Source organism: Pseudooceanicola profundi (assembly GCF_050897955.1).
In the GTDB taxonomy this organism is placed as follows: domain Bacteria; phylum Pseudomonadota; class Alphaproteobacteria; order Rhodobacterales; family Rhodobacteraceae; genus Pseudooceanicola.
On sequence record NZ_JBPAXZ010000001.1, the window covers coordinates 1,175,743 to 1,188,291 of the forward strand.

Below are 12,549 nucleotides of genomic sequence, written 5' to 3' on the forward strand. Positions count from 1 at the left end.
AATGCCCTACGCCCTCACGACCCTCGCCGCCCTTGAAACCCTGCCCTTCGATGAGGTCATCGACGTCCGCTCCCCCGCCGAATTTGCCGAAGATCACATACCCGGGTCGATCTCGCTTCCCGCGCTGGACAATGCCGAACGCGCCCGCGTCGGCACGATCTACACCCAGCAGGACCCGTTTCTGGCGCGAAAGATCGGTGCGGCGCTGGTGGCCCGGAATGCCGCCCGCCATCTTGAGGGGCCGCTGGCCGACCGGCCCGGCGGCTGGCAGCCACTGGTCTATTGCTGGCGCGGCGGGCAAAGGTCGGGGTCCTTCACCTCCATCCTGCAGCAGATCGGATGGCGGGCCGACACGGTGCAGGGCGGCTACAAATCCTATCGCAGGCTTGTGGTACAACGGTTGCATGATCAGCCTCTCGCGCTGAATGCGATCCTGATCGACGGCTATACCGGCACCGCCAAGACGGAGATCCTGCACCACCTGTCCCGGCAGGGCGCGCAGGTGATCGACCTCGAAGGCCTGGCACAGCACCGTGGGTCTCTTTTTGGCGGGCTTGCCGGACCCCAGCCCGCGCAGAAGATGTTCGAAAGCCGGCTGGCGGCCGAGCTGCGCCGGATCGACCCCGCCGCCCCTGTTTTCCTGGAAGCCGAAAGCAACAAGATCGGCGATCTGATGATCCCGCCGACACTCTGGAAAGCGATGCTTGCCGCCCCCCGCATTCGTCTGCGGGCGCCCGCCGCCGCGCGGGCCCGGCATCTGATCGACACCTATGAAGAGCTGACATCCCACCCAGACCAGCTTTTGGACCTTATCGACAAGCTCCGCCCCTACCATGCAGCCGACCGGATCACGCTCTGGCAGGATCAGGCGCGGCAGGGCGACTTTGCGGCCCTCGCCCGGTCGCTGATGGAGGATCACTACGACCCGAGGTACGAAAAGAGCTCTGCCCGTACCGCCAACGACATGGCCACGCTGCAGATCGACGGTTTCTCACCCGATGACCTCGCCATGACGGCCACCCGGATTTCAGAGCTGATTGCCACCCACAGCCGTTAGATCAGGGTGATGGCAACCGGTCCGTCGGTCATCCGCCCGATCACGGCCACCGCCAGCCCCTCGGACCGCATGTCGCGGATAATCCGCTGGGCATCGGCCGGATCGACGGCCGCCAGCAATCCGCCGGCTGTCTGCGGATCATGCATGAGCTCCACGCGCGGCCCCGTCGGCCCGAACAGGGGCGCATTCGCGGCATTCGCCGAATAGAGGGTCGACCGCCCCCCCCCCTGTGCGAGGTCGAGCGCACCGTCATAAAGCGGCACATCCGCCAGTCCGAGCTCTGCGCCCAGACCCGAGGCCCGGCACATCGCCATGAGATGCCCGGCCAGGCCAAATCCGGTGACATCCGTCATGGCCCGCGCCGTTTTCAGATGCGCCGCCTGGCGACGCTGGCCGCGCGCCATCTGCGTCAGCAACGCCGCGATGTCCAGGCCCCGCGCCTTCAACTGCATCTCCGCCGCAAGCAGCACGCCGCTTCCAATGGCCCCGGTCATCAGCAGCACGTCCCCGGCGCGCGCCCCGCCCAGCGTCACCGGCCGCCCCCGGCACAGCCCGGTCACGGAAAATCCGATCGTCAGCTCTGCGCCCATGGTCGAATGGCCGCCAAGGATCACTGCCCCGTCCTCCGCAAAGACCGCGGTGGCCGCGGTCATGATCTGTTGCATCATCCGCCGCTGCAGCGGTTCGGAAGCGCGCGGCAGAATGATCTGCGCCAGCGCCGACTGCGGCTCAGCCCCCATGGCACGGATATCGCCAAGCGCATGCTGCGCCGCGATCCGGGCCATCAGCGCCACATCGCCGGTGAACCCGCGCAGATGGTCCGTGGTCAGAACCTGCTGGACCTCTCCCATCCTCAGGATGCCCGCATCATCGCCGGGCCCGGTCAGAACATCCGGCCTGTCGGGCTGCCGCAGCCCGGTCAGGACATCCGTCAACACGCCGGCCCCAACCTTTGCGCCGCACCCGGCACAGAGCGGCGCGGCGGACATGATCTCTGCCGCGCCATCTGCCAGCTCCTTGGGTCGCGCCGGCTCGGGCATGGGCGGCAGGGTGGTCAGCCGGTCGATGAACCGGCGGTCGATCCGATCCTTCCACTGCCAGATCAGCCGACCCGAGAGCACCGCCGGCAGCCTCTCATAGCGTTCGGCCGCCGCAGTTCCGCCACCAAGCGCAACCAGACGCAGGTACCGCCGCTGCGGCCGGAAGGGACGCAAAGCACCGCCCGTCAGCCGTGCCCGAAGGTTGTGAAACAGCACCGGCGCGGCCCGAACGGCAAAGACTCCGGCCTTAGAACGTACATTCTGAAATTGGAATGCACAGTCTCCAACAGCGAATAAATTATCATAGTCAACAGATTGCAGGGCGTTATTAACCTTAACAAAGCCATTCACCCCCTCAAGCCCCCCGGCACCGGGCCAGACCTGCCCCCGACCGCCGCCGGCCCGCACGACAAAGCCGCCCGGCAGCTCGCGCCCATCCTCCAGCCTCAGCCCGTCGGCACGGACCGACACGACCCGCCCGCCTACAAGCTGCACCCCCGCCTCTGCCAGAGCCCGGCTGAGCCGCGCGCGCATCGCCGGACCGACCCCCGCAATGCCCCCCGCGCCAACAAGCGTCACCTGACCGCCCGGCCCGATCCGCCGCCGCATGGCCAGGGCGAGCTCCACGCCGCCCACCCCGGCGCCGATCACCACAATCGGGTCCCGCGCCCCGGCGGCGAGATAGGCGTGCCACCCCTCGATGAACCGCGCGAATGGTTTGACGGGAACGGCGGTATCCTCCCCCTCTGCCGCGCCGCCGGGTTCGGTCGTCAGCCCGATGTCGAGAGAGGCGACATCATATTCGATCTCCCGATCGCCCAGCCGCAGCACACGGGCCTCCGGGTCGATGGCCGAGACCCGACCCTGCACATAAGCGGCCCCCGCAAAGCGACACAGCCGGACAAGATCGATCCCGATATCCTCCTGCCGGTAGAGGCCTTCGACATAGCCCGGCAGCATCCCGGTATAGGGCGCGACCGCCCCCGGATCGATCAGCGTGACCCGCACACCGGCAAGCGGTCGCATGCCCCATTTCCTAAGCACCAGCGCATGCGCATGACCGCCCCCGACAAGGACGAGGTCTCTGGTAAGCGGGGGCTGGCTGATCATCGGCAATCTCCCGGTGCGGTGACAGAGCCAGACCTACCGCCGGGACATGTCCGTGCCAATATCGCCGGGAAACTGGACATTGCACCGGCGGCCATAACGGCACAGCCGTGACGGCCAGGGGGCAAAGCGACCCGCCTGATTAAGAATGTTGCGATGCCCTGACGATAGCCCGACATTCGGCAGAAATATACTGGTCTTTGACCACTCGGTCAGAAGTAGATTTTGATTAAATGAAATCCCGCTCTAGGCTTTGCTCATGGATGAGAATCGAATCTTCGACGAAATGTATGGCCGGTCCGATACGCTCCGACAGCCATATGAGCTTTTCAAACAATGGTTTGACGGCGAACAGCCCAAGGACCTGCGCGCCAAGCAACGGGAGGCGGAGGACCTCTTCCGCCTGACCGGCATCACCTTTAATGTCTACGGGCAGGCCGCCGCAGAGGAGAGGCTCATCCCTTTTGACATCGTGCCGCGGATCATCTCCGGCCTTGAATGGCAGCGCCTGTCCAAGGGGATCGAACAGCGCGTCCGCGCGATCAACATGTTCCTCTATGACATCTATCATAAGCAGGAGATCGTGAAGGCAGGCCGCCTGCCCGAGCATATGATCGCCCAGAACGAGGCCTTCCTGCCCCATATGATCGGGGTGAACCCGCCGGGTGGCGTCTATACCCATATCGTCGGGATCGACCTCGTCCGTACCGATGACAACCAGTTCTATGTCCTAGAGGACAACGCCAGAACGCCCTCCGGTGTCAGCTACATGCTGGAAAACCGGGAGACGATGCTGCAGATGTTCCCCGAATTGTTTGCCCGCAACCGGGTGAAACGGGTGGAAACCTACCCTTCCGACCTGCACCGCTCTCTCGCCGCCTGCGCCCCCGATATCGCCGGGTCCAACCCGACGGTCGCGGTGCTGACGCCCGGCATCTTCAACTCCGCCTATTTCGAACACAGCTTCCTTGCCGATCAGATGGGCGTCGAACTGGTCGAAGGGCATGACCTGCGGGTGATCGACGGCCGCGTCGCCATGCGCTCGACCGAAGGCTACAAGCCTGTCGATGTCATCTACCGCCGTGTGGACGACGATTTCCTCGACCCGCTGAACTTCAATCCCGAAAGCGCGCTTGGCGTGCCGGGCATCATGGATGTCTACCGTGCGGGCGGCGTCACCATTGCCAATGCCCCCGGCACCGGCATCGCGGACGACAAGGCAATCTACAGCTATATGCCTGAGATTGTTGAGTTCTACACCGGCGAAAAGGCCCTTCTGGAAAACGTGCCGACCTGGCGCTGTTCGGAAAAGGACGCGCTGGCCTATGTGCTCGACAACCTCAAGGACCTTGTCGTCAAAGAGGTGCACGGCTCTGGCGGCTACGGCATGCTGATCGGCCCGACCGCGACCAAGAAGGACATCGCCGAATTCCGCAAGAAGCTGGAAGCCAAGCCCGGCAATTACATCGCCCAGCCCACGCTGGCGCTGTCGACCGTGCCCGTGTTCAGCCAGAAGGGCCTCTCGCCCCGCCATGTCGACCTCCGGCCCTTCGTGCTGGTCAGCCCGGAGGGGATCAATATCACCCCCGGCGGCCTGACGCGCGTCGCGCTGAAGAAGGGCTCGCTCGTCGTCAACTCCTCGCAGGGTGGCGGCACTAAGGATACATGGGTTCTGGAGGACTGATGCTCGGCAAGACTGCAAATGGCCTGTTCTGGATGTACCGCTATCTGGAACGCGCCGAGAATACCGCCCGCCTCGTCGAAACCGGCCAGCGTATGGCCCTTACCCGGCTTGGACCGGCCGACGGCGAATGGAAATCCATCCTTGAAACCGCCGGTGTCCTCGGCGGGTTCGAGGCGACCGAGGAAGAGATCACCAAGGAAACCGCCATCGACTGGATGCTGCGGTCCAAGGAGAATTTTTCCTCCGTCATGACCTCCATCGCTGGTGCGCGCCAGAACGCCCGCATGGTGAGAACCGCCCTGACCCATGACGTCTGGGAGGCGATGAACGGCAGCTACATGAAGACCCGCGACCTGCTGGCCCGCAAGGTGTCGGAACGTGATCTGCCCAATATCCTCGGCACGATCCGTCAGCGCGCCGCCCTGGTCCGGGGCGCCACCCATGGCACCATGCTGCGCAACGATATCTACAATTTCGCGCGCATCGGCACCTTCCTCGAACGCGCCGACAACACCGCCCGGATCCTCGATACGAAATATTACGTGCTGCTGCCCTCCGTGCGGTCGGTTGGGTCCTCCATCGACAATGTGCAATGGGAAACGATCCTGCGCTCCGTCTCTGCCCGTGGCGGCTTCCGGATGGCTTATGGCAATGATTATGACCCGCGCGACATCGCCTATTTCCTCATTCTCGACGGGCGCATGCCACGCTCCCTGTCCTTCTGCGTGGAAAAGATCCGGTTGAACCTCGGCCATCTGAACCAGAGTTATGGTACCACGCCCGACAGCATGGGGCTGGCAGAGACACTGGCGGCGCGGCTGAAAAACCACGATATCGAGGCGGTTTTCGAAGAAGGTCTGCACGAGTATATTCAGGATGTTCTGATCAAACTGGGTGAGCTAGGACGTCAGATCGAAATCGATTACCGATTCTATGAATGACCATGCGCCTGAAGATACGTCATACGACCCACTACACCTTTGATGAGCCGGTTTTTTTCGGCATGCAGCAGCTGCGCGAAACGCCCAAGTCCCGCGACGCCCAGAAGGTGTTGAACTGGCAGACCGATATCACCGGCGGAATTCGCCAGCTGTCGTTTGAGGATCATTTCCTCAACACGGTTGAGATGATCACCTATGACCGCGGCACGACAGAGCTGTCGATCACCTCTCATGGCGAGGTCGAGGTGACCGACACCAATGGCGTGACCGGCAAACATCTGGGCCCTGCGCCGCTGTGGCTTTTCAAACGTCCGACCAAGCGCACCCGTGCTGGTTCGGGCATCAAGAAACTGGCCCGTCAGGCGGAGGGCGAGACCTCCATCGCCCGCATGCATTCGCTGATGGCGATCATCGGCGAAACGGTGAGCTATGAGGTTGGCGCCTCCGAACCCACCTGGTCCGCCGAAGAAGCGCTGACGGAGGGCAAGGGCGTCTGCCAGGACCATGCCCATATCTTCATCGCCTGCGCCCGCGAACTGGACCTGCCCGCCCGCTATGTCTCGGGCTATCTGATGATGGATGACACCATCGAACAGGACGCCATGCACGCCTGGGCAGAGGTCTATCTGGACAATATCGGATGGGTCGGCTTCGACGTGTCGAACGGCATCTGTCCCGATCCAAGATATGTTCGTGTAGCAACGGGTCTGGACTATTCGGACGCCGCCCCTGTAACTGGAACACGAATGGGCGGAGAGGCAGAATCCCTCTCTGTTCAGATCGAGGTTGCACAGCAGTAGCAGGCGGAAATGACCTATTGCGTCGGGATGGTTCTGGACCGCGGACTGGTTTTCATGTCCGACACCCGCACCAATGCGGGGCTCGATAATATTTCGACCTTCCGCAAGATGCATCATTGGGAGGTGGAGGGCGAACGCTCCATCACCCTGATGACCGCGGGCAACCTTGCCACCACACAGGCCGTGGTCAGCCTGCTGGACGAACGCTCCAAGGCGCCGGACGACCGCAAGCCCTCCCTGCTCTCCGCACCCTCCATGTTCCAGACCGCCCGCATCGTGGCAGACACGTTGCGCGACGTGATCCGCGAACATGATCAGGCCGGACAGGAGGCGTCTTCGGCCTTCAACGCCACGGTCATCCTTGGCGGTCAGATCAAGGGCGGCCCGGTCCGGCTTTTCCTGATCTACCCCGAAGGCAATTTCATCGAAGCCGGAGAGGACACGCCCTTTTTCCAGATCGGTGAAATGAAATACGGCCGCCCGATCCTCGTGCGCGCCTATGAGAAGGGCATGAGCTTTGCCGAGGCGATGCGCCTGCTTCTGGTGAGCTTTGACTCGACGCTGAAAGCCAACCTGACGGTCGGCCTGCCCTTCGATTACCATTTCTATGAGACGGACAGCTTCAAGGTCGGCACCCATGGCCGGATCGAAAAGGACGACCCCTATTTCGAGACCGTCTCGCAAGGCTGGGGCGATGCGCTGAAATCGGCCCTGCAGAGCCTTCCGGTGTTTGAGGGCTGAGCCCGTCCCTTCGCGGCCGCAGCTTTCGATGCCACATCCGCTGAGGGCACCGCTTTCCCTTCGCCCGGGCCGGCGTTAGGGTCTGCGCGCGGCAGGAGCCGTGGCCCGGAGGTGCAGCAGAAACAGATCGCCGCCCGGATCAGACATACAAGAGACAAAGGCGCACATCAGTATGACGGACAAAGTCGTGGTAATCACCAACGGGAATGACGATCAGGTGCCCTTGATTTCGGTCATGGTCCGGTCATTCCGGGCGTTCTGGGATATCGACGCGGCGCTGGAATTTGTTGTCGTCTCCGACCATCTGTCCGATCCGGCCATAGCGCAGCTGACCGGCATGGACATACGCGTGGATATCCTGCCCGATGATGTCCTGGATCGGCTTAACGGGTCGATTGCCTCGAATGCGCATGCCCTCGGCAAGGTGGCGAAACCGTTTTTCCTGCAGTGGGCCCTCGAACAGATGCCGGAGGGGCCGCTTTACATCTACGCCGATCCGGACTCGCTTATGGTCGCGGGCATGTCCCGGCTGCTGGCCCTGCATCGCCCCGGACAGGTCACCGTATCGCAATCTCTGCTGCCCACCATCGCCCATCATTGCGTCCGGCGCCTGCAAAAGGCCGTGGATGCCGGTCAGATCAGCGACCTGCTGATTTCCCGGATCAAGCCCGAAGTCTGCACCGGCTTTTTTCTGGCCGAACGCGGGCCTTTCATGGACCTGCTGCAGGCATGGACCGGCTTCATGCTGTCAGAGCCGTTCAATGCGAACAAGGACACAAACGACTTTGGCTTCGGCTGGCATGATCAGGACTTTTTCCGCTGCTACTTTGCAATCAACCCGGACCTGAACCTGAACATCCTCAGCCCGACCGATATCGCGATCACAAATCCCCCGGCGACGACCCTCTATTCCTTTGCACTTGAAGGCGACGATCTGACCCGGATCAAGGTGACATGGCCCCGCGCCACCAATGCCGGGGTGATGCTGCATTTTGCGGGCGGCACGTACAAGGACTACCCCGACATCGCGGCGCTCTACGCCCGCGCCGGAGCGGACTAAAGCCCGACCGGTCCGCCGGCCGGTTGGTCAGATCGCCAGGATCTCGTCCATACGGCTGCGGAAATAGGCGATGGTCCGGTCCAGACCATCGTCCAGCCGGACCTCCGGACGCCATCCCAGCAGCGACCCCGCCAGGCTGATATCGGGCCGCCGTTGCATCGGATCGTCCACCGGGCTGGGCGACCGGATCAAACCAGAGGCCGCGCCTGTCCGGGAAATGATTTTTTCCGCCAGTTCCTTGATCGTGAATTCTTCGGGATTTCCAAGGTTCACCGGCCCGGTGACGCTGTCGTCGCTGCGCATCAGCCGGATCAGACCGTCTATCAGATCGTCAACATAACAGAAGGACCTGCTTTGCTGACCGTCGCCATAGATGGTCAAGGGGTCGCCCTTGAGGGCCTGAACGACAAAATTGGAGACCACCCGGCCATCGGCATGGTGCATCCGTGGGCCGTAGGTATTGAAGATACGGGCCACCTTGATCTGCAGGTCATGCTGCCGGTGGTAGTCGAAAAACAGGGTCTCCGCACAGCGCTTGCCCTCGTCGTAGCAGGACCGGGGGCCGATGGGATTCACGTTCCCCCAATAACTTTCCGTCTGAGGATGCTGTGCCGGATCGCCGTACACTTCGCTGGTGGACGCCTGAAGTATCCGGCAGCGCAGCCGTTTGGCCAGCCCAAGCATATTGATGGCGCCGTGCACGCTGGTTTTCGTCGTCTGAACCGGATCATGCTGATAGTGAAACGGCGAGGCAGGGCAGGCCAGATTATAGATCTCGTCCACTTCGACATAGAGCGGGAATGTCACATCGTGGCGCATGAATTCGAACCTGGGATGCAGGTTCAGATGTTCGATATTCTGCTTGCTTCCGGTAAATAGATTGTCGACGCAGAGCACGTCATGCCCCTCTGCCAACAGCCGGTCGATCAGATGGGATCCAAGAAACCCCGCGCCTCCGGTCACCAGGATGCGTAAGCGGCTTTCGCGTAGTCTTGCGATGGTCGTTCTCCTGCCACGGGCTGATGGTGTTACGGTCCCTCACCTGTTCAGGCATGGGCCGGACCGCAGTGGACCCTACCGCCCTGCCCCGGGTTATGCAAACGGATCGGCTTTGCAAGATCCGCTCCTATCGTCCTTGAACCAGGCCGAATTAATCCACGCGCTGGCGGGTTTCGGGCCTGCAAGATTTCGTTGAAAAGCTGGCCGGGCTCACCGGCGGGCTGGAAAATTACCGGCATAAAATATCCTGCAAAATCATATCGAAAATGGGGATATTTGGTGCGACCGAGCGGACAGAGCTCGAACCGTGACAGCTCTCGCGGTTTCTCCGAAACCGCTGCCGCTCTGGTCTGCTGATCGGAGTGCAATCACTTTCCTGCGGAAAGTGTTGTGGTGCGACCGAGCGGACAGAGCTCGAACCGTGACAGCTCTCGCGGTTTTTCCAAAACCGCTGCCGCTTGTTTCTGCGTGGAAATCGGCGTCTTACTTTCGCTTTGCGAAAGTAAGTTGGTGCGGTCGAGAAGACTCGAACTTCCACTCCGGTTAAGGAACAGCGACCTCAACGCTGCGCGTCTACCAATTCCGCCACGACCGCACTGTCATGTTGGTAGCGGGCGTATAGCGACGCGCTGAACCAATGTGAAGCGGAAAATGTACGTCCCGGCGCGCTTTGCGGGAAATTCTCCAGCGTCCCGATGCGACGGGCCTCCCCCATTGCGGAACGGGCGAACCGGGAATATCTCCCGGAGCAGACACAAAGCACACGGAGCCGCCGATGCCGGAATGGATCGTCACACCGGGCCTGACCGGATATGAAGACGCGGTGGCCCGCATGGAAGACCGTGCGGCAGCCATCTATGCCGGCACAGCCCGCGAGGCGATCTGGCTGGTCGAGCATCCGCCGCTTTATACCGCAGGCACCTCCGCCAGACCGGCTGACCTCACCGCGCCGGACAAATTCCCGGTCTTTGCCACCGGCCGGGGCGGGCAATACACCTATCACGGACCGGGCCAGCGGGTTGTCTATGTGATGCTGGACCTGCGCGGTCGCGGCCGGGACGTACGCCGGTTTGTGCAGGACCTCGAACGTTGGGTGATCGAAACGCTCGCCACGTTCAATATCCGGGGCGAGATCCGCGATGGCCGCGTCGGTGTCTGGGTCAACCGTCCGGACCTGCACCGCCTGCCGGACGGCACGCCGCGAGAGGACAAGATCGCAGCCATCGGCATTCGCCTGCGGCGCTGGATCAGCTTTCACGGCATTTCCATCAATGTGGAACCCGACCTGTCACATTACGACGGGATCGTCCCCTGCGGGATCTCCGGTCACGGTGTGACCAGCCTGGTCGATCTGGGACTGCCGGTCACCATGCAGGATCTGGATGTCGCGCTGGCCCAGACATTCGGACAGGTCTTCCCCGACCCCGCCTAAGGGCGATGGCCAGCCGCGCCTAACGGCAGAGCCCGCGCCCTTCGAACCCGGCTGCTTCGCGTACAACCGTGGCCAGATCGGTCCGGCCGACCTGATCGGCCTGAACGTAAAATCCGCCGGTTGCATCGGCCACGCAGCGCAGCGCAGAGCTGCGCCCGAGGTCGAGGATATTCACCGAAACACCCGGGCGCTGCCGCTTCAGCTGCTGCGCCGCGGCGCAGGGATCGCCGCTGCAATTGTCGAGCCCGTCCGAAATAAGCAGAACGTTTGCGGGCTGTTCGACGGACCGGCCACCGCGGATCTTCCCGCCCGCCTGCCGGATCGCCTCGGCCAGCGCTGTCCGTCCGACCGGCCGCAGGGAATTGATGGCATTCTGCAGCTGACCACGCTGTGCCGGTCCATAGGACCCGGCATCGCGTACGCGTCCGCAATTTTCAAACACCAGCATCGAGATCCCGATGTTTGCCGGTGCCCGCTGCACGGTCTGTGACAGCACATCGCGCGTCCGCCACATCCGGTCCGGGCCCGGAACCCGCTCCAGCTGCGACACCAGCAGGTCCAACTCCCGACCGAGCCGGTTTTTCTCATAACTGCTCGAAGCAGACTGCATCTGCTCCGCCACCGAATAATAGCGCTCTCCCAGACCCGGGGGGAAATCCGCCGGCAATTCCATACTGCCAGAGGCATCGACGAGGATCACAAGCTCCTCCGTCTGCAAGGCAAGCCCGTCGGGCCCGCAGAGCTGGGCCGTCTGCGACGGCGTCATCTCGGGGATCGGCGGCAGGGCGGGCGGCGCGGCGGGCGGCACAACGGGCGGCACGATCTCGGCCTTTTCCTCGATCTCCGGCTGACAGACGCGGTCCGCGATGGCGATCTGACGTTCAAGCTGAGCGATCCGGTTCCGCAACACATTGGATTCCGACAGGGCCGGCTCCGGTTCAGGCTCGATCACCGCGACGGGGCACCACGACCCCAGTATCGGCAGGTTCAGGCGGCAGGGTTCAATCATCAACACCAGAATGGCGGTACAGATGGCAGCCAGAAGCAGCCAGCCCAGCCCGATGAAAAGCCCCGCGAACCGCCGCAATATACCCGGCCTGTCGCGCAACGCCTCCGCCTCCGCAGCATCCGCCCCTGCCCCGGCGACAGAAGCGGTCGCGGCAGCGGCCGCAGCCCCCGCAGCGGCCTTCTGGGAGGCACGCGACTGGCCCGACAGAACGCCACGGACCGGCGCCTGAACATCCGCGACCCGGGCCCAGTTGACCAGAACCGGAGAGAGCCCCTCCGGCCCGCGCACCGCGTAGATTGCGGATTCGTCCGGGACCTCGACCGCATTCATCAGCGCTTCGGACAGGCGCTGATCGTCCATCTCCGAACTTGCCGACAGCTCTGTCGCGCCGGCCCGGATATCGCCGACCAGCCGTTCCAGCGTGGCGCGAAGCTCTGCCTGCTCCTCCTCGCTCAGATCCGAGAGCTTTTCGATCCGGCCCTCGCGTTCGGCGTACCAGTCGGTCTGATCCCCGAAATCCGTGCTGACGGGTTCCGAAAACAGGGCTGCGTGATCCTCTCCGAAACGGGAGGACACGACGGATTGTATCAGTTCGAATGACCTCTGGGCCTGAGAGCCCAGCGGCTTCATCCCTTCAGAACTGGTCGTGGCGATCAGGTTTCCGCTCACTTCTTGTCCC

At 62.9% G+C, this 12,549-nt stretch carries 11 protein-coding genes and 1 tRNA gene; 8 read left to right on the forward strand and 4 right to left on the reverse strand.

Translation table 11 applies throughout. The features are described from left to right. The first annotated feature begins 1 nt into the window (after position 1). Complete coding sequence (mnmH, locus tag ACRARG_RS05915; protein WP_432689066.1) at positions 2 to 1,057, forward strand: tRNA 2-selenouridine(34) synthase MnmH; 1,056 nt, start codon at positions 2 to 4, stop codon at positions 1,055 to 1,057. Here the strand turns inward: mnmH and ACRARG_RS05920 are convergent. Then, positions 1,054 to 3,123: a slr1591 family oxidoreductase gene (locus ACRARG_RS05920; RefSeq protein WP_432689067.1), complete on the reverse strand. Its 2,070-nt coding sequence runs from the start codon at positions 3,121 to 3,123 to the stop codon at positions 1,054 to 1,056. The genes mnmH and ACRARG_RS05920 overlap by 4 nt on opposite strands. A 30-nt stretch (positions 3,124 to 3,153) precedes the next feature. Between ACRARG_RS05920 and ACRARG_RS05925 the strand changes: the two genes are divergently transcribed. The 6 genes from ACRARG_RS05925 (at position 3,154) to ACRARG_RS05950 (ending at position 8,430) form a co-directional block, all read left to right on the forward strand. Beyond that, positions 3,154 to 3,318: a hypothetical protein gene (locus ACRARG_RS05925; RefSeq protein ID WP_432689068.1), complete on the forward strand. Its 165-nt coding sequence runs from the start codon at positions 3,154 to 3,156 to the stop codon at positions 3,316 to 3,318. 145 nt (positions 3,319 to 3,463) lie between these two features. Beyond that, a complete protein-coding gene (locus tag ACRARG_RS05930) occupies positions 3,464 to 4,888 on the forward strand; it encodes a circularly permuted type 2 ATP-grasp protein (RefSeq protein WP_432689069.1) in 1,425 nt (474 codons plus the stop codon). Beyond that, positions 4,888 to 5,829: an alpha-E domain-containing protein gene (locus ACRARG_RS05935; protein WP_432689070.1), complete on the forward strand. Its 942-nt coding sequence runs from the start codon at positions 4,888 to 4,890 to the stop codon at positions 5,827 to 5,829. The genes ACRARG_RS05930 and ACRARG_RS05935 overlap by 1 nt, the downstream gene beginning before the upstream one ends. Then, positions 5,826 to 6,629: a transglutaminase family protein gene (locus tag ACRARG_RS05940; protein WP_432689071.1), complete on the forward strand. Its 804-nt coding sequence runs from the start codon at positions 5,826 to 5,828 to the stop codon at positions 6,627 to 6,629. Before ACRARG_RS05935 ends, ACRARG_RS05940 begins: the two co-directional genes overlap by 4 nt. Positions 6,630 to 6,638: 9 nt before the next feature. Next, positions 6,639 to 7,370: a proteasome-type protease gene (locus tag ACRARG_RS05945; RefSeq protein WP_432689072.1), complete on the forward strand. Its 732-nt coding sequence runs from the start codon at positions 6,639 to 6,641 to the stop codon at positions 7,368 to 7,370. Between the two features lie 172 nt (positions 7,371 to 7,542). After that, positions 7,543 to 8,430 carry a hypothetical protein gene (locus ACRARG_RS05950; RefSeq protein ID WP_432689073.1) on the forward strand — a complete coding sequence of 296 codons (888 nt, stop codon included), beginning with the start codon at positions 7,543 to 7,545 and terminating at the stop codon, positions 8,428 to 8,430. Between the two features lie 27 nt (positions 8,431 to 8,457). Here ACRARG_RS05950 and ACRARG_RS05955 read toward each other — a convergent pair whose 3' ends face one another. Both ACRARG_RS05955 and ACRARG_RS05960 read right to left on the reverse strand, forming a co-directional pair. Next, complete coding sequence (locus ACRARG_RS05955; RefSeq protein ID WP_432691324.1) at positions 8,458 to 9,429, reverse strand: UDP-glucuronic acid decarboxylase family protein; 972 nt, start codon at positions 9,427 to 9,429, stop codon at positions 8,458 to 8,460. 508 nt (positions 9,430 to 9,937) lie between these two features. Next, positions 9,938 to 10,024 (reverse strand) — tRNA-Leu (locus ACRARG_RS05960). Between the two features lie 180 nt (positions 10,025 to 10,204). Between ACRARG_RS05960 and lipB the strand changes: the two genes are divergently transcribed. After that, positions 10,205 to 10,861, forward strand: a complete 657-nt coding sequence (lipB, locus tag ACRARG_RS05965) for a lipoyl(octanoyl) transferase LipB (protein ID WP_432689074.1) — start codon at positions 10,205 to 10,207, stop codon at positions 10,859 to 10,861. 19 nt (positions 10,862 to 10,880) lie between these two features. On the opposite strand, the gene ACRARG_RS05970 is transcribed toward lipB, so the two are convergent. Then, positions 10,881 to 12,539, reverse strand: coding sequence for a vWA domain-containing protein (locus tag ACRARG_RS05970; protein WP_432689075.1), 1,659 nt, complete (start codon positions 12,537 to 12,539; stop codon positions 10,881 to 10,883). Positions 12,540 to 12,549 lie beyond the last annotated feature (10 nt).